This window comes from Haemophilus sp. SZY H35, assembly GCF_018829705.1.
Classification (GTDB): domain Bacteria; phylum Pseudomonadota; class Gammaproteobacteria; order Enterobacterales; family Pasteurellaceae; genus Haemophilus; species Haemophilus haemolyticus_K.
In genome coordinates this window covers 57,224-78,094 of sequence record NZ_JAHKJZ010000002.1, presented here as the reverse complement: position 1 = coordinate 78,094, position 20,871 = coordinate 57,224, and the positions used below count along the sequence as shown (strand labels likewise).

Annotated in this window: 16 protein-coding genes; 10 read left to right on the top strand and 6 right to left on the bottom strand. The window is 38.1% G+C overall.

Translation table 11 applies throughout. From position 1 onward, the window contains the following. Together dcd and udk are read right to left on the bottom strand one after the other, a co-directional pair. Positions 1–588, bottom strand: a complete 588-nt coding sequence (gene dcd, locus KP710_RS03940; RefSeq protein ID WP_005637479.1) for a dCTP deaminase — start codon at positions 586–588, stop codon at positions 1–3. 8 nt (positions 589–596) lie between these two features. Next, positions 597–1,235 carry a uridine kinase gene (gene udk / locus KP710_RS03935; RefSeq protein WP_005627960.1) on the bottom strand — a complete coding sequence of 213 codons (639 nt, stop codon included), beginning with the start codon at positions 1,233–1,235 and terminating at the stop codon, positions 597–599. A gap of 163 nt (positions 1,236–1,398) precedes the next feature. Here udk and KP710_RS03930 point away from each other — a divergent pair, with 163 nt between their 5' ends. The 4 genes from KP710_RS03930 to fbpC all read left to right on the top strand — a co-directional run bounded on the left by KP710_RS03930 (position 1,399) and on the right by fbpC (position 6,790). Beyond that, complete coding sequence (locus KP710_RS03930; protein ID WP_005668523.1) at positions 1,399–2,439, top strand: ABC transporter substrate-binding protein; 1,041 nt, start codon at positions 1,399–1,401, stop codon at positions 2,437–2,439. Positions 2,440–2,560: 121 nt separating this feature from the next. Then, on the top strand, positions 2,561–3,595 hold the full coding sequence (locus KP710_RS03925; protein WP_005627956.1) for an ABC transporter substrate-binding protein: 1,035 nt from the start codon (positions 2,561–2,563) through the stop codon (positions 3,593–3,595). 63 nt (positions 3,596–3,658) lie between these two features. Further along, positions 3,659–5,716 carry an ABC transporter permease gene (locus KP710_RS03920; protein WP_048953949.1) on the top strand — a complete coding sequence of 686 codons (2,058 nt, stop codon included), beginning with the start codon at positions 3,659–3,661 and terminating at the stop codon, positions 5,714–5,716. A 24-nt stretch (positions 5,717–5,740) separates the two neighbouring features. Beyond that, the gene (gene fbpC, locus KP710_RS03915; protein ID WP_048953788.1) at positions 5,741–6,790 is read left to right on the top strand and encodes a ferric ABC transporter ATP-binding protein; all 1,050 of its coding nucleotides are present in this window, start codon (positions 5,741–5,743) and stop codon (positions 6,788–6,790) included. Positions 6,791–6,947: 157 nt separating this feature from the next. Here the strand turns inward: fbpC and nagK are convergent, their stop codons facing one another. Further along, complete coding sequence (nagK, locus tag KP710_RS03910) at positions 6,948–7,862, bottom strand: N-acetylglucosamine kinase (RefSeq protein WP_048953787.1); 915 nt, start codon at positions 7,860–7,862, stop codon at positions 6,948–6,950. Positions 7,863–7,925: 63 nt separating this feature from the next. Next, positions 7,926–8,651, bottom strand: coding sequence for a phosphatase PAP2 family protein (locus KP710_RS03905; RefSeq protein WP_048953785.1), 726 nt, complete (start codon positions 8,649–8,651; stop codon positions 7,926–7,928). Positions 8,652–8,720: 69 nt separating this feature from the next. On the opposite strand from KP710_RS03905, the gene ribA reads away from it, so the two are divergent. Beyond that, complete coding sequence (ribA, locus tag KP710_RS03900) at positions 8,721–9,371, top strand: GTP cyclohydrolase II (protein ID WP_111407506.1); 651 nt, start codon at positions 8,721–8,723, stop codon at positions 9,369–9,371. A 320-nt stretch (positions 9,372–9,691) separates the two neighbouring features. On the opposite strand, the gene KP710_RS03895 is transcribed toward ribA, so the two are convergent. Further along, the gene (locus KP710_RS03895) at positions 9,692–11,233 is read right to left on the bottom strand and encodes a peptide ABC transporter substrate-binding protein (RefSeq protein WP_111407505.1); all 1,542 of its coding nucleotides are present in this window, start codon (positions 11,231–11,233) and stop codon (positions 9,692–9,694) included. Then, positions 11,226–11,588 carry a YbaN family protein gene (locus tag KP710_RS03890; protein WP_065265262.1) on the bottom strand — a complete coding sequence of 121 codons (363 nt, stop codon included), beginning with the start codon at positions 11,586–11,588 and terminating at the stop codon, positions 11,226–11,228. The genes KP710_RS03895 and KP710_RS03890 overlap by 8 nt, the downstream gene beginning before the upstream one ends. A gap of 122 nt (positions 11,589–11,710) precedes the next feature. Here KP710_RS03890 and prlC point away from each other — a divergent pair, with 122 nt between their 5' ends. The 5 genes from prlC (at position 11,711) to KP710_RS03865 (ending at position 20,864) form a co-directional block, all read left to right on the top strand. Continuing rightward, positions 11,711–13,750, top strand: a complete 2,040-nt coding sequence (prlC, locus tag KP710_RS03885; RefSeq protein ID WP_111407671.1) for an oligopeptidase A — start codon at positions 11,711–11,713, stop codon at positions 13,748–13,750. Positions 13,751–14,005: 255 nt separating this feature from the next. Then, on the top strand, positions 14,006–15,550 hold the full coding sequence (locus KP710_RS03880) for a type I restriction-modification system subunit M (protein ID WP_111407504.1): 1,545 nt from the start codon (positions 14,006–14,008) through the stop codon (positions 15,548–15,550). Between the two features lie 6 nt (positions 15,551–15,556). Next, entirely contained in the window at positions 15,557–16,726 is a 1,170-nt protein-coding gene (locus KP710_RS03875) for a restriction endonuclease subunit S (RefSeq protein WP_215770603.1), read from the top strand. A 33-nt stretch (positions 16,727–16,759) separates the two neighbouring features. Then, positions 16,760–17,758, top strand: coding sequence for a virulence RhuM family protein (locus tag KP710_RS03870; protein WP_111407503.1), 999 nt, complete (start codon positions 16,760–16,762; stop codon positions 17,756–17,758). Positions 17,759–17,768: 10 nt separating this feature from the next. Further along, positions 17,769–20,864 carry a type I restriction endonuclease subunit R gene (locus KP710_RS03865; protein ID WP_111407502.1) on the top strand — a complete coding sequence of 1,032 codons (3,096 nt, stop codon included), beginning with the start codon at positions 17,769–17,771 and terminating at the stop codon, positions 20,862–20,864. Positions 20,865–20,871: the final 7 nt, after the last annotated feature.

Genomic DNA, 20,871 nt, shown 5'->3' with positions numbered 1-20,871 from the left:
TTATTCCTTGTCTTCGTCAATTCGACTCGCAACCGCACTTTGTTGATTTTTATATTTTGCATCTTTGCGGCTACTGTATGGTCGTTTCGCTTCGCCACTTAATATTTCAAAGCTTAATGCACCAATCACCATGTTTGGACGTAATGCTAATGGTAATTTCCCTGAATTATAAAATTCTAACACGATTCTTCCTTCCCAACCTGGATCAATACGGTGTGCCGTGACGTGTACCATTAAGCCTAAACGCGCTAAAGAAGATCGACCATCTAACCAACCGATAATATTGGCGGGTAATTTCACCGATTCAAGTGTAGTTGCTAATGCTAAAGTACCTGGATGTAAGAAAAATGCTTCGCCTTCAGGCACAATAATTTCATCGCTCATCACCGATTCAAGCTGGGCGGACACTTCTTCTTTCGGGCCACTTAAATCAATGAAAGGCGCAGAATGTTCACGAAATACGCGGAAAGAATTACCTAAGCGAACATCAATCGTCGCGCCGTTGATTTTGTCATTATTTGGACGTGGCGTTAAAGAAATAATGCCATCATCGAGATAGCGTTCAATATCAGTATCGCAAAGACGCATAAGATTTCCTATTTTTGATTCAATAAATGAAGGATTTGAGCTTTTAACATATTGATTGCAATACGGTTTTTACCTCCGCGAGGAATGACAATATCCGCATATTGTTTAGATGGCTCTATAAATTGTAAGAACATTGGGCGCACGGTTGCACGATATTGATCAATAACCGATTGTAGGGAACGACCGCGTTCTTCCATATCACGTTGTAAACGGCGAATAAAACAAATGTCTAATGGTGTATCCACGAATACGGAGATATCCGCAAGTTGACGAACACGTTCATCAGTAAGCAGTAAAATCCCTTCTAAAATCACAATACGTTTTGGTGTAAATGTTGTGGTTTCACCTGTACGAGTATGATCAACGTAGCTATAAACAGGCACATCAACCGATTTTCCTGATTTTAAATCTTTTAAATGTTGAATGAGCAAATCGCGATCCATTGAGCTTGGATGGTCGTAATTTGTTTTTATGCGTTCGCTCATTTCTAAATGGCTTTGATCTTTGTAGTAACTGTCTTCGGCAATAATCCCAATTTCTTGGCAGCCTAATTCATTACAGAGTTCTTTGTGAACGGTAGAGGCGATAGAACTTTTTCCTGATGCGGATGCGCCAGTGATGGCGATGATGATACAAGAATCTGACATAGTTTTGCGAGGTATAGAAAAATTTGATGAATTATAAAGAAAAGTGCGGTGAATTTCACGTTTATTTTTTTACTTGAATTTTTAAAACTGTGAACTTCATCACGGTATTACTTCCTCTTTTCGAGTAGGATTCAAACATTCTATCCAATAAGGAGTATTTATTATGAAATTCAACAAAATTTCTCTTTCTGTTTCTGCCGCACTTTTAGCTGCGGGCTTGGCTATTTCTGGTTCTGCTAATGCTAAAGGTCGTTTAGTTGTGTACTGTAGTGCAACCAATATTTTGTGCGAAACGACTACAAAAGCATTTGGCGAAAAATATGATGTGAAAACATCCTTTATTCGTAATGGTTCAGGCAGTACTTTTGCTAAAGTTGAAGCTGAAAAAAATAACCCTCAAGCGGATGTTTGGTTTGGTGGTACCTTTGACCCTCAAGCACAAGCGGCTGAATTAGGCTTAATTGAACCTTATAAATCTAAACACATTGATGAAATTGTGGAACGTTTCCGCGATCCTGCGAAAACAAAAGGTCACTATGTTTCCTCAATTTATATGGGGATCTTAGGTTTTGGTGTGAATACTGAACGTTTGGCAAAATTAGGCATTAAAGAAGTGCCGAAATGCTGGAAAGACCTAACAGATCCTCGCTTAAAAGGCGAAGTTCAAATTGCAGACCCTCAAAGTGCGGGTACAGCTTACACGGCATTGGCAACTTTTGTTCAATTATGGGGCGAAAAAGAGGCATTCGATTTCCTAAAAGCATTACATCCTAACGTTTCTCAATATACTAAATCGGGTATTACGCCATCACGTAACTCTGCGCGCGGTGAAGCGACAATTGGGGTCGGTTTCTTACACGATTATGCATTAGAAAAACGCAATGGTGCTCCGTTAGAATTAGTCGTACCTTGCGAAGGAACCGGTTATGAGTTAGGTGGCGTGAGTATCTTAAAAGGTGCGCGTAATATTGATAATGCAAAATTATTCGTCGATTGGGCTTTATCAAAAGAAGGTCAAGAATTAGCTTGGAAACAAGGGGATTCTTTACAAATCTTAACTAACACGACTGCAGAACAATCACCAACCGCGTTTGACCCAAATAAACTCAAATTAATCAATTATGACTTTGAAAAATACGGTGCAACAGAACAACGTAAAGCCTTAATTGAAAAATGGGTACAAGAAGTTAAATTGGCGAAATAGCGGTGAATAAGTGCGGTAAAAAATACTGAATTTTTTGACCGCACTTTTTCGTATTTTTAATGTGATTTCGTTTCCCTCTAAGAGATTGCAAAATTTTCATTCATAAGGGAGTTATAATCTGATGAAACTATCAAAAATCGCAGTAACCTTGTCTGGAGTGATGCTAAGTGGATTGGTGTTAAGTAATCCATCTTTTGCAAAAGGACGCTTAGTCATTTATTGCAGCGCGCAAAATACGATGTGCGAGCAAGAAGCGATGGCATTTGAGAAAAAATTTGATGTTAAAACAAGTTTTATTCGTGGTGGCACGGGAACCATTTTAGCAAAAATTGATGCTGAAAAAGATAATCCACAAGGCGATGTTTGGTATGGTGGAACAATGGATCCTCATTCTCAAGCAGGGGAAATGGGGTTATTAGAACCTTATAAATCATCCAATCTTCCTCAGATCGTAGAAAAATTCCGTGATCCAGCCAAAATGAAAGGGAATTATTCTTCAGCCATTTATTTAGGCGTGTTAGGTTTTGGGGTAAATCCAGAACGGTTGAAAAAATTGAATTTACCTATTCCAAAATGCTGGAAGGATTTAGCTAACCCAATTTACAAAAATGAAATTCAAGCCGCAGATCCACAAAGTTCTGGTACAGGTTACACTCAGCTAGCCACTTATATGCAACTTTGGGGAGAAGACGAGGCGTTTAAATTCTTAAAAGAGTTGAATAAAAACGTATCGCAATATACCAAATCTGGTAATACGGCAACACGTAATACAGCGCGTGGGGAAACGGCAATTGGCATTGGTTTCTTACATGAATATTCTTTAGAAAAAGCGAAAGGCGCGCCAGTAGAATTAGTTGTACCTTGTGAAGGTACCGGTTATGAAATTGGCGGTGTGAGTGTTATTAAAGGTGCGCGTAATTTAGATAATGCGAAACTTTTTGTTGATTGGGCATTATCCAAAGAAGCGCAAGAATTAACTTGGCAAAAAGGTGAGGCGTATTCCATTTTAACGAACACCACCGCACAACAATCGCCTTATGCGTTAGATTTTAAATCTATTAATTTAATTAACTATGATTTTGATAAATACGGTGCGACTGATTTACGTAAACGCTTAATCACAAAATGGGTTGATGAAGTAAAATTAGCCAAATAATGATGTCACTAACGAAGTGATATGTCGCATATCGCTTCGTTTTTTTACCTTATGCGAGGTTGTATGAACGCAAAAAAACTTTCCATAATGCATTCTGCTTATTTTTGGATTATTTTATCCTTGTTGGCGTTTGCGCTCCTGCCTTCCAATGCACTTGATTACGGTTTGTTTGAAAGTACTTCAGATGAATATTTAGATGCAATGGGCTGGGCTTCTTTCAATTTAACTTGGGCTTGGTTCCTGCCTGTTATTGTATATGGTGCTTTGCCGTTATTTAGATTGCCACAGCAAACCCAAGCAAAAACAGAGCTATTTTTGACCGCACTTTCTGTACTGTTTATGTTTATCAGTGCGACGGTGTACAAAATTAGTATGGGCTATTCCGTGATTGTGTTACTTGTGGGATATACCGCATTAGCAACACTTTCATTAGCAAAACTAAAAGTGATGCAAGGTGATAAGTTTATCATCGCTTCTTTGCTTTGCATTATCTTGCTCATTTTCTTCTTTATCGTTTATCCAACATTGGCGATTTTCGTTTCAATGTTTTATGACGGTGATACGTTTGCGCCACAACAAGTGATGCGAATTTTAACGCAGAGCTATATTGTTCGAGTAATTACCAATTCTCTTTTCTTATCGGGTTTTGTGGGCATAGTTTCGACTGTATTTGGTTTAGCCTTTGCGCTTTATACCACGCGTATCGCTCGTAGAACGGCATTTATCGGAAAAATTTTCTCTATTTTGCCAATTGTTACGCCACCATTTGTTGTGGGATTAGGGGTAACTTTAATGCTTGGCCGTTCTGGTTATGTAACCGAATTTTTAAGTACGAATTTTGGTTTCACCAATCATAACTGGCTTTATGGTTTTAATGGGATTGCGATTGCCCAAATTCTCGCATTTGCCCCTATTTCTTTTATGATTTTAGATGGCGCATTAAAATCCGTACATCCTTCTATTGAAGAAGCCTCTTATACGTTACGAGCCAATCGCTATCAAACTTTTTATAATATTATTTTTCCATTGTTACGCCCCGCATTGGCGAACTCATTTTTAATTGTATTTATCCAATCGCTTGCAGATTTTAGTAACCCATTGGTATTGGGCGGTAGCTTTGATGTGATTGCAACACAGATTTATTTCTATATTGCGGGTTCACAATTAGATTACGCATCAGCAAGTACCTTAGGTTCAATATTATTAATTTTCTCTCTAGCGATTTTTATCATTCAATACATTTGGATTGGTAACCGCTCTTATGTCACCGTTTCAGGTAAATCTTATCGTGGTGATGTGCAAGATCTTCCAACTGGTTTGAAATATACCATCATCGGCATGCTTGGATTCTGGGTAATCTTTAATATGGCGCTTTACGGTAGTATTTTCTACGGAAGTTTCACGGTAAACTGGGGCGTCGACTACACTTTAACCTTGAAAAACTATGCCATGTTATTCGGGCAAGGATTGAGCGATGGGGCATGGCCGTCCCTGATTAATACCTTAATCTATGCAGGTATTGCCGCACCATTAACCGCATTCTTTGGATTATTGATTGCGTACATTGTGGTACGTAAAGATTTCCAAGGTAAAAAATCCCTTGAGTTCTTAACCATGCTTTGCTTTGCCGTGCCGGGTACAGTGGCGGGGGTATCTTACATTTTAGCCTTCAACAATGCACCGCTTTATATTACGGGTACTGGTATTATCGTGATTATTTCAATGGTTATGCGTGACTTACCAATTGGTATGCGGGCAGCGATTGCAGGGTTAGGTCAGCTTGATAAATCTCTTGATGAAGCATCGCTTTCTTTAAAAGGAAGTTCGTGGAAAACCTTATGGTATATCGTCTTGCCATTATTAAAACCAGCATTGCTTTCAGCGCTTGTTACCAGCTTCGTTCGTGCAATGACGACAGTGAGCGCAATTATATTCTTAGTGACAGCAGATACTCGGGTTGCAACAGCTTATATCCTAAATCGCGTTGAAGATGGTGAATACGGTGTTGCTATTGCGTACGGCTCAATCTTAATTGTTGTCATGATGGCAATTATTTTATTCTTCGACTGGATTGTAGGTGATACACGTATCTCTCGTTCTAAAGCGAAAAAAATGAATTAACTCGTTAAGTTGTAGGTAAAAATTATGAGTAATAATGATTTCTTAGTATTAAAAAATATCACCAAAGCATTTGGTAAAGCGGTCGTCATTGATAATTTGGATTTAACGATCAAACGTGGCACGATGGTGACATTGTTAGGGCCGTCAGGTTGCGGTAAAACCACCGTATTGCGTTTGGTTGCGGGGTTAGAAAATCCAACATCAGGTCAAATATTTATTGATGGCGAAGACGTAACAAAATCCTCTATTCAAAATCGAGATATTTGTATCGTCTTCCAATCTTATGCGCTATTCCCGCATATGAGCATTGGTGATAACGTGGGCTACGGTTTAAAAATGCAAGGCATTGGCAAAGAAGAACGTGCTCAACGTGTAAAAGAAGCTTTAGAATTGGTGGATTTAGCAGGGTTTGAAGACCGTTTCGTGGATCAAATTTCGGGTGGTCAACAACAACGTGTCGCATTGGCTCGTGCTTTAGTATTGAAACCTAAAGTCCTATTGTTTGATGAACCATTAAGTAATTTGGATGCAAACTTACGTCGTTCAATGCGTGAAAAAATCCGTGAATTGCAACAACGTTTAGGCATTACCTCGCTTTATGTGACACACGATCAAACAGAAGCATTCGCTGTATCTGATGAAGTTATCGTTATGCATAAAGGTAAAATTATGCAAAAAGCGCCAGCGAAAGAGCTTTATCTCCGACCAAATTCCTTGTTCTTAGCTAACTTTATGGGGGAATCCAGTATTTTCGATGGGAAATTAGAAAATAGTGTGGTGGATATTAATGGCTATCATGTGTCTTTAAAAGATGCTGCACAGTTTAATTTACCCGATGGTGAATGCTTAGTAGGTATTCGCCCAGAAGCAATTTATCTTGCTGTAGAGGGCAGTGATGCACAACGTTGCGAGATTAAAAGTGCGGTTTATATGGGCAACCATTGGGAAGTCGTCGCAAATTGGGCAGGAAAAGATTTATTGGTGAATTGTAAGCCAGAAGATTTTAATGCCGATTTAAAACAAGCTTATGTAAATTTATCTGATCACGGTATTTTCTTATTGAAGAAAGAGTAGTACAGCGCATAAAAATGCGGTGAATAATAGCCGTACTTTTTTGTTATCGTGCGAATTGACTAAGACGTAATATGATGAAGTACTTCAGGATATGTTAGTTGAATAAAAATGCGTTCTTACATCGCCTATCCTAACAATCGGATAGGCGAGAGTAAGATTATTTTGAAAGGAACAACGCTGCCGCGCCTCGCACGCCACCAGAATCGCCGTGTTTCGCTTTTTTAATTGGTGGCACTTTTGCTGTTCGCATCAAGTGAGGCGGTAATGCTTTTGGTAAAGCCTCATAAAGGTAATCAAAATTAGATAATCCACCACCTAACACAATCATATGTGGATCAAATGCCGTAATGATATTGCCAATAGAAATCGCCGCCAATTCAACAAAAAGATTCACAAAATCTACCGCACTTTCATTGCCTTGATAGAACAAATCAATAATTTCACGAGCAGATAATGTTTCGCCTTTCAAATCTTGATAAAGCATTTCAAAACCGCGACCAGACAGATAATTATCCAAACAAGCCTTGTTGCCACAACCGCATTGATAAATGGGGGCTTTATCCCATCCCAATAATTTCAAGGCATGATAATTTAGTTGTAAATGACCAAGCTCTCCCGCCATTCCAACTTGACCTGAATGAACTTTACCATTTAGGACAAAGCCGCCACCAAAACCAGTCCCAAGAATTAAACCAAGTACAGTCGGATATTGCTGATTTTCCGCATCCCATGCTTCAGATAACGCAAAACAATTTGCATCATTTTCTGCCCGCACTTCACGCCCTAAACGCGCAGACAAATCGCGTAAAATTGGTTTATTATCTGCCACACGAATATTGGTAATTTCGGCTAATCCAGTTTGTTGATTCACAAAACCTGGTATGCCCAAACCTACGGTGCTTATCTCACCAAACTTTTCATCAGCACGATTCACTAAATCTACAATCGTGTTAAGCCATTCATCATAGTCGGTTTTAGGTGTTGGTACCCGTTCAGAGTATAATTTTTCTAATTTTTCATTGAATACGGCAAGCTCTATTTTCGTGCCACCAATATCTAAACCATAATACATAGTCTGCTCCTTTATAAAGAAGTGCGGTTAAAATTAGGAAAAACTTTAACCGCACTTAAATCATTATTTTATGACGAAGATCGCCTTTTTCTTTAAAAAAGTAAAAATAATGCTATTAATCAACCATGCCAGTAATGTCGCCACCAATAAATCTATTGGGTAATGCATGCCTAATCGCACACGGCTAATCAACATCAATAAGCCCCACACCGCAATGCCCGCCACCAGCAATTTTGCTTTAAAAGAACGGTTACCTAATAATTGAGTAAAGCCAACAGCAAGCATCAGCCAAGTTGCTGCAAAAATCGTATGCCCTGAGGGAAACGAATACCCTGTTTCATTTTCATAATGATGAACTAACCAAGCTGGCGTGATGGCATCCATCGAATAAAAATCCTTAGCGATTTCTGCACGCAAAGTGCGGTCATTTTTATAAAAGTTTTCAGGTGTTGAATGAGTTTGCTCAGCTAGATAAACGGTGAACGGACGAGGTTCTTCAAATAATGCTTTTGCCCCCGTTTTTGCAGCTTGAGTAGCAATAACTGAAATCCCCATCACAATTACACCTAATATCCATTGTTTTGGATTTTTGAATAAAAACGCAAACAAAAGCGCAAATAACACACAGGTGATCAACGCATAAGGTACACTTCCTGTTTCGGTGAGTAAATAAAGCCAATAATCAGCTTCAGTTAATTGGCTATTGCCATGCCACTGATAGGAAATACCCCAGATAAAAAATGGTACAAGACAAAGTAATAACGTATATAATGACAGCCTTTTTAACATGCTCGCCCCTTGAGAATAAAAAATAACGCGCGCATTTTAGCAGAAATGATGACGAATAAGGATCACTTTATGGCAAAAATTCAGTTAGTTACGCAAGCCAATTTACCCACTGAATACGGTCTTTTCAGAATGGTGGGGTTTGAATTTCCAGATACTAAAAAAGAGCACGTAGCCTTAGTGATGGGCGATATTTCTAATGTGGATGAACCTGTATTAGCGCGCATCCATTCTGAATGTTTAACTGGTGATGCGCTCCACAGCTTAAAATGCGATTGTGGTTTCCAACTAGCGACAGCATTGAAACAAATTCAAGAAGAAGGTCGCGGTGTCTTAATTTATCATCGTGAAGAAGGCCGCGGAATTGGTTTGATTAATAAAATTCGCGCGTATTCTTTACAAGATAACGGAATGGATACGATTGAAGCTAATCTTGCTTTAGGTTTCAAAGCAGATGAACGCAACTTTGAAGTCTGTGCCGATATGTTCGAGCTACTTGGTGTCAAAAAAGTTCGCTTGATGACCAACAACCCAGAAAAAGTAGAAACCATGAAAAAAGCAGGTATCAACGTGGTTGAACGAGTACCGCTTAATGTAGGCGAAAACCGCTACAACACAAAATATCTTGATACAAAAGCGAAAAAAATGGGTCATTACATTGTACATAACAATGACGAACAACATTTAATGGCCTGTCCACATTGCCAAGAAGAGATTATTTAATAAAATAATACATGTTAAAAAAGCCATACTGTTGTATTGAACAGTATGGCTTTTTTATTTAAACTTTATGCCACGGAATAATCAAAAGATTTTTTAGCATATTGCTAAAAACGAGAAACCCCGTCTCGTATTCCAAAGATCGGGGCTTATCAGGAGTAAGTAAAATGAAAAAAATGCTCTTTTTCATTTTCTTGATTATCTGTTGTTTAGTTAGCTGTTCAGGCACAGTTATCTAAGATAATCGCTACGGGGACGATGTCGGAGTTGTCCCCAATGCCTCCAATCTTAAAGAATTCTTTCCTTGATTGCAAGCTAGATTACTAATTTTTAACCTTTCGCCATAAATCTTTACTATAAATGGTTCCAACAGAATTTACTTGCGCGCCCATTATACTTGGTGCAAGATAAACTGGCGTACTATATTGAAAAATGGGTAACACTAAATATTCTTGTTGAACTATCCCTTTCAATTTCGCGTAATTTTCTAACCGCACTTTTTCAGATGTCGTCGTCATTGCACTTTCAAATAAACGATCAAATTCTGCATTTTTATAGCCATTTTTGTTATCAGGGCTTTTGGAATAGAACAAATTTAAGAAAGCGACGGGATCATTAAAATCAGCACACCAGCCAGAACGAATTAATTGAAAATCGCCTTTTGTGCGAGCTGTTTGCAATTCTTGCCAACTCATCCCTTGATTTTCAACTCGTAATAAATCTGATTGTGATAATTGGCGATTTAATCGCGTAGCAATGGTTTGATTCAGAGACGAATCATCATAACGAATGCGTAATTTCAACGGATGAGTTTCACTAATTTGATTTTGGGAAAGAAGCTGTTCTGCAACAACAGGCTCCCAAACAGATTCTTGTTCACCTAGCATAGATTTTGGAAAAAAAGTATTACTAGGATGAAGATGAGCAATATCGGCAACCAAATTTTTTGTGGAAACCATCGAAGTAATCGCTTTTCTTACCGCACTTTTTTGCAACATAGGATCGGCAAGATTAAACTCATAAAAGTAAGTACAAAGTTGCGGATAATCTTGGATATTTTGAACGGTTTTTTGTGGATTTAATACAATATCAAAATCAGACAAATCTGTATCTGCTACAATTTTTTGATACTTCACTTTCTGAAATATCACTTTTTCTTTCGCCCAATAATTAGGATTGGCAGTTAAAATGTGCTGATTTTCAGCCTGACTTTGTAATTGATAGGCGCCATTGCTGATAAGCATTTTAGTCGATTTTGTATAGTGAGGTAAAAGGCTAACGTGCGCTAGCATAGAAGGTAAATATGGCGATGCTTTATCTAATTCAATGCGTAAAGTGCGGTCATTTTCGGCGAATAATCCAAGTGAGTCCACCGCCAGTGTCTTTTCCAATACTGACTTCGCATTTTTCAGATTCATAAAAGCCAAATAATTTTTTAGCGGGCTTTCAGATTGAGAAAGCGCTTGCCAAGATTGTACAAAATCAGAGGCAGCCACCGCTTCACCATTTGACCATTTGGCATTTTCACGCAAAGTGAAAATCCACGTTTTATTATCTTTAGTTTGCCAGCTTTCTGCTACGGCAGGAACAAGATTACCTTGCGCATCATAAGCCGTTAAGCCTTCAAAAAGATCGCGTAATAATTGCGTTTGCTCTTCGCTTTGTGCTTGCCAAGGTTGTAAAGTAAGATCACTATAAACGCCACGTTTTAATTCAACACGGTTGGGCTCTAATTGGATATTTTTCGGTGCCTCAACTTGTGGCGAAACAGGCTTGGGATTATCCAATTTATCACAAGCCACCACTGTAAAAATAATGGAAAAAATAACCGCACTTCGCTGGCACAAAGTTAGAAAATTATTCATTCTCGGTTTTAACCCAAAATAAAAAGAACCAAAATTTAATGCAAATTAATACCGCAATAATACTTTTCCCCACCACGCTTGGCGTAAAGTAAAAGCCAATGAGTAGCATGGTTGTCGCAAAACTCAAAATGCAAATTTTGGTATTTTTCTTTAATGATCGATTTTCATTAAAGGACTTAAGATGTTTTTGATAAATACTTGTGCCTAAAAACCATTGTTCTAAGCGTTTTGAACCTTTTGCAAAGAAAAATAAAGTAAGTAATAAAAAAGGCGTGGTAGGTAAAATAGGAAGGAAAATTCCAATAATGCCAAGTGCAAGAGAAAGAAAACCTAAAACAATGTAAATAAACTTCATAATGTTCCTAATAAAAAGAAAATGCGAACCATTATTACTGATTTTTTAGATTTTTCAACCTTGATATTATAGAATTTGCCGTCACATAAAAAGTAGTTTTCAAAAAAGGAACATTTATGTCTATGTCAAATCCATTACTTAACATTCAAGGCCTACCGCCATTTTCACAAATCAAGCCAGAACATATTCAACCGGCTGTTGAAAAATTAATTCAAGACTGTCGCGATACGATAGAACAAGTGTTAAAACAACCGCACTTTACTTGGGAAAATTTCATTTTACCTTTAACGGAAACCAATGAGCGCTTAAATCGTGCTTGGTCACCCGTTTCTCATCTCAATTCAGTAAAAAACAGTGCTGAATTACGTGAAGCCTATCAAGCGTGTTTGCCATTACTTTCTGAATACAGCACTTGGGTTGGTCAGCATAAAGGGCTTTATAATGCCTATTTAGCGTTAAAAAACAGCGCTGAATTTACTGATTATTCTATTGCGCAAAAGAAAGCTATTGAAAATTCACTGCGTGATTTTGAACTTTCAGGTATCGGGCTTTCCGAAGATAAACAACAACGTTATGGCGAAATTGTGGCGCGCTTATCGGAATTAAATTCACAATTTAGCAATAACGTATTAGATGCCACAATGGGGTGGGAAAAACTCATTGAAAACGAATCAGAACTTGCTGGCTTACCAGAGTCCGCACTGCAAGCGGCACAACAATCTGCCGAAAGTAAAGGATTGAAAGGTTATCGTTTTACGTTAGAAATCCCAAGTTATTTGCCTGTAATGACTTACTGCGAAAATCGTGTATTGCGTGAAGAAATGTACCGTGCTTATGCAACACGCGCCTCTGAACAAGGCCCTAATGCAGGCAAATGGGATAACAGTAAAGTCATGGAAGAAATTCTTACATTGCGCGTGGAATTGGCAAAATTACTCGGTTTTAACACTTACACCGAACTTTCACTTGCCACCAAAATGGCTGAAAACCCACAGCAAGTGCTTGATTTCTTAGATCATCTTGCCGAACGTGCCAAACCACAAGGCGAAAAAGAATTGCAAGAATTGAAAGATTACTGCGAAAAAGAATTTGGTGTTACTGAACTTGCACCTTGGGATATTGGTTTTTACAGCGAAAAACAAAAACAACATTTATACGCCATTAATGATGAAGAACTTCGCCCATATTTCCCTGAAAATCGCGTAATTTCAGGTTTATTTGAATTAATTAAACGTATTTTCAATATTCGTGCAGTTGAACGCAAAGGTGTGGATACTTGGCACAAAGATGTGCGTTTCTTTGATTTAATTGATGAAAACGATCAACTTCGTGGCAGTTTCTATCTTGATTTATATGCACGCGAACACAAACGTGGTGGGGCGTGGATGGACGATTGTATTGGGCGCAAACGTAAACAGGATGGCAGCATTCAAACTCCAGTGGCGTATTTAACTTGCAACTTCAACGCCCCTATAGGTAATAAGCCAGCGTTGTTTACGCACGATGAAGTTACCACGCTATTCCACGAATTTGGTCACGGCATTCATCATATGCTCACGCAAATTGATGTCTCCGATGTGGCGGGGATTAACGGTGTGCCTTGGGATGCAGTGGAATTACCAAGTCAATTTATGGAAAACTGGTGCTGGGAAGAAGAGGCTTTGGCGTTTATTTCAGGACATTACGAAACAGGCGAGCCGTTGCCAAAAGAAAAACTTACGCAATTGTTAAAAGCGAAAAATTTCCAAGCGGCGATGTTTATTTTGCGTCAGCTTGAATTCGGGATTTTTGATTTCCGTTTGCATCACACCTTTGATGCGGAAAAAACCAATCAAATATTAGAAACACTTAAAGCGGTGAAATCACAAGTTGCCGTCATAAAAGGCGTAGATTGGGCAAGAACTCCGCACAGCTTCAGCCATATTTTTGCAGGGGGCTATGCCGCAGGTTACTACAGCTATTTATGGGCAGAAGTACTATCAGCAGACGCGTATTCACGCTTTGAAGAAGAAGGAATTTTCAACCCAATCACAGGCAAATCATTCTTAGATGAAATTCTTACGCGTGGTGGCTCAGAAGAACCAATGGAACTCTTCAAACGCTTCCGTGGCCGTGAACCGCAATTAGATGCCTTGTTAAGACATAAAGGAATTATGAACTAATACGTCAAGCTATAGGGCATGCACGACATGCCCTTTCTCAAATATTCTCCGCTAAAAAAGCTATTCATAAAAATATTGCGAATTTCAACCGCACTTTATCAAGGCAGAACCTTCAGACGAGCTATTATTTTTTACAAACAACCCAAATGAAGTTTTAGGGATAAACGCATAGAAACTCACACATAACATACTCATTTCCTGTATAATTTTTCACATCTTTATTTAACTCATTACATAAAATATTTTGAGGATTTTATGACAATAGCAATGCAACAACGTGCCGAACTCCAACGCAAAATTTGGCAAATTGCTAATGATGTGCGTGGTTCTGTCGATGGATGGGATTTTAAACAATATGTGCTTGGCACACTTTTCTATCGTTTTATTAGTGAAAACTTTACCAATTATATTGAAGCGGGTGATGAAAGTGTGAATTACGCTAAATTGCCTGATGAAATCATCACACCTGAAATTAAAACGGATGCCATAAAAACCAAAGGTTACTTTATTTACCCAAGCCAGTTATTTAAAAATGTCGTGGCAACAGCCAATACTAATCCGAATTTAAATACGGATCTGAAAAGCATTTTTACAGATATCGAAAATTCTGCTACTGGCTACCCTTCCGAACAGGATATCAAAGGCTTATTTGCCGATTTTGATACCACCAGCAACCGCTTAGGCAATACCGTTGCCGATAAAAACAGCCGTCTAGCTGCCGTGTTAAAAGGCGTTGCTGAGTTAGATTTTGGTGACTTTGAAGATAATCATATTGATTTATTCGGTGATGCTTACGAATTTTTAATTTCCAATTATGCTGCTAATGCCGGTAAATCAGGTGGCGAGTTCTTTACACCACAATGCGTTTCCAAGCTGATTGCTCGACTGGCTTTGTATGGACAAGACAAGGTCAACAAAATTTATGACCCCGCTGCAGGTTCCGGTTCTTTATTATTGCAAGCGAAAAAACAATTTGACGAACACATCATTGAAGAAGGATTCTTCGGGCAGGAAATAAACCACACCACATACAACCTTGCCCGTATGAATATGTTTTTGCATAACATCAACTACGACAAGTTTGATATCGCCCTTGGCAACACCTTAATGGAACCACAATTTGGCGATGATAAACCTTTCGATGCTATCGTTTCTAACCCGCCTTACTCCGTGAAATGGATTGGTTCAGACGATCCCACACTGATTAACGATGAACGTTTCGCCCCTGCTGGCGTACTTGCACCGAAATCCAAAGCAGATTTCGCCTTTATTTTGCACGCTTTGAGCTATCTTTCAGCAAAAGGTCGTGCGGCGATTGTTTCCTTTCCTGGCATTTTTTATCGCGGCGGTGCGGAACAAAAAATTCGTCAATATTTGGTGGAAAACAATTTTGTAGAAACCGTGATTGCCCTTGCACCTAATTTATTTTACGGCACCAGTATTGCCGTGAATATTTTGGTTTTGTCCAAGCACAAACCCAATACCCAAACTCAATTTATCGATGCCAGCGATTTATTTAAATCCGCCACCAATAACAACCTTTTGGAAGAGGAACATATTGAGCAAATTCTAAAGCTGTTTGCCGATAAAGAAGATGTACCGCATTTGGCAAAATTAGTTCCCATTGAAGAAATCGCCAAAAATGAATACAACCTTGCAGTGAGTTCGTATGTGGAACAAAAAGACACTCGCGAAGTGATTAATATTGATGAACTCAATGCGGAAATTCGTAAAACTGTAGCTAATATTGACCGCTTGCGTGCTGAGATTGACAAAATTGTGGCGGAGATTGAGGGGTAAAACACCATGAAAAACAACCGCACTTTTTTAGAAAAATTATTGGATGGGGCTGAGGTTGAGTGGAAGCCTTTAGGTGAAGTTACTGCCTACGAACAACCAACAAAATATCTTGTTAGTTCAACAGTATATAGTGATGAGTTTTCAACACCTGTTTTGACGGCAGGTAAAACATTTATTCTTGGATATACTGATGAAGAAGAGGGAATATATTTTGCTTCAAAATCTCCTGTCATTATTTTTGATGATTTCACAACGGCTAACAAATGGGTAGATTTTGACTTTAAAGCAAAATCATCAGCAATGAAAATGATTACATCAAAAGATGAAAATATCACTTTACTGAAATATATTTACTACTGGTTAAATACACTACCAAATAGCCAACTTGATAGCGACCATAAACGCCAATGGATTTCTAATTATGCAAATAAATTAATCCCCATCCCCCCACTCTCCGTCCAAACCGAAATCGTCCGAATTTTGGACACATTGACAGTACTTACCAGCGAGCTTACCAGCGAGCTTACCAGCGAGCTTATACTACGCCAGAAGCAATATGAATACTATCGAGAAAAATTATTATCTTTTGATAGTTTAGAACAATTAAATTCGGGGGGGGGGAAGAAGAAACTTATTGATGTGGCTATTTATGCAAAATCACGCATCTCGACTGATAAATTGGATAAAGAAAATTATATAGGGGTTGAGAATTTACTTCAAAATAAACTGGGTAAAACAAGTTCCAATTATGTACCAACTGAAGGCTCATTTATTGAATATCTTCCTGATGATATTTTAATTGGAAACATTCGTCCCTATTTAAGAAAAATTTGGTTAGCAGATAAAACTGGTGGAACAAATGGTGATGTGTTAGTTATACGATTGACAGATGAAAATATTATTCCACGTTATCTTTATCATATATTGGCAAATGAACATTTCTTTGAATACAACGTTAAATATTCAAAAGGTGCCAAAATGCCTCGAGGGGATAAAACTGCAATTTTGCAATATGAGTTTGATGTTCCCCCACTCGAAGAACAACAACGCATCGTTTCAATCCTCGATAAATTTGAAACCTTAACCAATTCCATCACCGAAGGCTTGCCTTTAGCGATTGAACAAAGCCAAAAGCGGTATGAGTATTACAGGAAATTGTTATTAAATTTTTCATAGCTCAGTAGCAACTGTAATTTTATGGAATAACTAATGAACGACTTAATCATCTACAACACCGACGACGGTAAATCTCACGTTGCATTGCTTGTCGTAGAAAATGAAGCATGGCTAACTCAAAATCAGCTTGCGGAACTTTTTGACACCTCTGTACAAAATATCGCCTTACATATAAAAAATATATTAGAAGACAATGAATTAGACGAAAATTCAGTTATCAAGGATTACTTGATAACTGCCCAAGATGGCAAGCAATATCAAGTAAAACATTATTCCCTTGATATGATTCTCGCCATCGGCTTTCGTGTGCGTAGCCCACGTGGTGTACAGTTTCGTCGTTGGGCGAATACACAATTACGTACTTATTTAGATAAAGGTTTTCTATTAGATAAAGAGCGGTTGAAAAACCCGCAAGGTCGATTTGATCATTTTGATGAATTACTGGAACAAATTCGTGAAATTCGAGCCAGTGAATTGCGGTTTTACCAAAAAGTACGAGAGCTATTTAAATTATCCAGTGACTACGATAAAACAGATAAAGTCACTCAAATGTTTTTTGCAGAAACACAAAATAAGTTGATCTATGCCATTACACAACAAACCGCTGCAGAACTCATTTGTACTCGTGCAAATGCTGAATTGCCTAATATGGGCCTCACCTCTTGGAAAGGTACTGTTGTACGTAAAGGCGATATTATTACCGCTAAAAACTATTTAACTCATGATGAATTAGATTCTTTGAATCGTTTAGTGGTGATCTTTTTAGAAAGTGCTGAATTACGTGTTAGAAACCGTCAAGATCTGACATTAAATTTCTGGCGTAATAATGTCGATAATTTAATTGAATTTAACGGTTTCCCGTTGCTTATCGGCAATGGAACCCGAACCGTAAAACAAATGGAAACCTTTACCAAAGAACAATATGCCTTATTTGATCAGGTCAGAAAACAACAAAAACGCATACAGGCTGATAATGAAGATTTAGAAATTTTAGAAAACTGGCAAAAAGATCTGCAAAAGCAAAAGCATTAAGGAGCCACTCATGACCCAATACAAAACCATCGCTGAATCCAATAATTTTATCGTTTTAGATCAATATAATAAATTTGTGGAAGAGCCTAATGCGGGTTATCAAACGGAAGGAAGCCTTGAGCGTGAATTTATCCGCGATTTACAGGCTCAAGGCTATGAGTATTTGCAAGGACTCAATGGCCATGATGAGTTGATTAAAAATTTACGGGCACAATTACAACGCTTAAATAACGTGGTTTTCTCCGATGCGGAATGGCGACGTTTTTTAGAGGAATATTTGGATAAACCCAGTGATAGCCTGATTGAGAAAACCCGTAAAATTCATGACGACTATATTTATGATTTTGTGTTTGATAATGGACGTATTCAGAATATTTATTTGTTAGATAAGAAAAATCTTGCCAATAACGCCGTGCAAGTTATCAATCAATTTGAACAAACCGGCAACTATGACAATCGTTATGATGTGACAATTTTGGTCAATGGTTTACCGCTTGTACATATTGAATTAAAGAAACGTGGCGTGGCAATTCGTGAAGCCTTTAATCAAATTCATCGCTACAGCAAAGAAAGTTTCAATAAAGAAAATTCTCTCTTTAAATATATTCAGATTTTTATCATTTCTAATGGCACGGATACTCGCTATTTTGCCAACACCACCAAACGCGATAAGAACAGCTATGACTTTACAATGAATTGGGCAACGGCAAAAAATACTCTGATTAAAGATTTAAAGGATTTTACGGCGACATTCTTGCAAAAACATACTCTGCTCAATGTGTTGGTAAATTACTGCGTGTTTGATGTTTCAGACACCCTATTGATTATGCGCCCATATCAAATTGCTGCCACTGAGCGTATTTTATGGAAAATTAAAAGTTCTTATTTAGCAAAAAGCTGGAGCAATCGCGAGAGTGGCGGCTATATTTGGCACACCACCGGCTCAGGCAAAACGCTCACCAGCTTTAAAGCCGCACGTCTTGCAACAGAACTAGACTTTATTGAAAAAGTATTCTTCGTGGTCGATAGAAAGGATTTGGACTATCAAACCATGAAAGAATACCAACGTTTTTCACCGGATAGCGTGAATGGTTCGGAAAGTACGGCTGGGCTAAAACGCAATATCGAAAAAGATGACAATAAAATCATTGTTACCACCATTCAAAAGCTCAATAACCTGATGAAATCGGAAGATAAATTGCCGATTTACGATAAGCAGGTCGTCTTTATCTTTGATGAATGTCATCGTTCTCAATTTGGTGAAGCGCAAAAAAATCTGACGAGAAAATTCAAAAAATACTATCAATTCGGTTTTACCGGTACGCCGATTTTCCCAAGTAACGCATTAGGTGCGGAAACCACGGCGAGTGTTTTTGGTGTTGAACTTCATTCTTACATTATCACCGATGCGATTCGTGATGAAAAAGTGCTGAAATTTAAAGTGGATTACAATGATGTACGACCACAATTTAAAAGCATTGAAACCGAAAAAAATCTTGAAAAACTGACCGCACTTGAGAAAAAACAAGCTTTTTTACACCCAGAACGTATCAAGCAAATTGCCCAATATGTCTTAAATAATTTCAAACAAAAGACCCACCGTTTTAATGCGGGTAACAATGGCTTTAATGCGATGTTTGCGGTAAGTAGTGTCGATGCGGCTAAAATCTATTACGAAACGTTCAAACAGTTGCAAAGTGCGGTCAAAAGTCCACTTAAAATTGCAACAATCTTCTCTTTTGCGGCAAACGAAGAACAAGATGCGATTGGCGATATTGTCGATGAAAGTTTTGAAGTGGAGGCGATGAACTCCTCAGCCAAGGAATTTTTAAAATCTGCCATTGATGATTATAACGGCTATTTTGCCACCAATTATGATGTGGATGGTAAATCCTTCCAAAACTATTATCGTGATCTTGCTAAACGCGTTAAAAACAAAGAGATGGATTTACTGATTGTTGTTGGAATGTTTTTAACTGGTTTTGATGCCCCAACCTTAAACACGTTATTTGTGGACAAAAACTTGCGTTACCATGGTTTGATTCAAGCTTATTCACGCACAAACCGCATTTATAACAGCACCAAAAGTTTTGGCAATATCGTCACTTTCCGTGATTTGGAACAAGATACCATTGATGCGATTACCCTTTTCGGTAAATCCAATACGCGCAATGTCGTTTTGGAAAAAAGTTACCAAGAATATATGGAAGGCTTTACCGATGCTGGCGTGGCCCGTCGTGGGTATTTAGACGTTATTGCAGAGTTACAAGAACGCTTCCCGGAGCCAAATGTAATTCAAACTGAAAAAGACAAGAAAGACTTTGTGAAATTATTTGGTGAATATTTGCGGGTTGAAAACATTCTGCAAAACTATGATGAGTTTGCTGCTTTACACGCATTTCAATCGCTCGATACCAACGATGCAAAAGCCGTTGAAGCCTTTAAAGAAAAATATTATTTAACGGATGAGGCTTTTGCTGAAATGCAACCTATTGATATGCCAAGCGAACGTAGCATTCAGAATTACCGTTCAACTTACAACGATATTCAGGATTGGCTCCGTCGTCAAAAAGATGGCGAGGAAAAAGCAAAATCGACCATTGATTGGGACGATGTGGTGTTTGAAGTGGATTTATTAAAATCCCAAGAAATCAATTTAGATTACATTTTAGAATTAATATTTGAGCACAATAAAAAAACTAAAAACAAATCTGAGCTTATTGATGAAATTCGTGCCATTATCCGCTCCAGCCTTGGAAATCGAGCGAAAGAAAGTTTGATTGTGGATTTTATTAATCAAACTGATTTAGATAACATTGCCGATAAAGCTGGCATTATTGAGTCATTCTTCCAATTTGCCCAAAAAGAGCAACAACAAGAAGCCAATGAATTGATAAATACCGAAGGACTTAATATTGAAGATGCCAAACGTTATATTAACGTGTCATTACAACGTGGATATGCAAGTGAACAAGGTACAGATTTAAATGAGGCGCTCCCTAAAATGAGCCCACTTAATCCACAATACCTCACTAAAAAACAGAGTGTTTTTCAAAAAATATCCGCATTTGTTGAAAAATTTAAAGGTATTGGGGGAAAAGTTTAAATTTAAG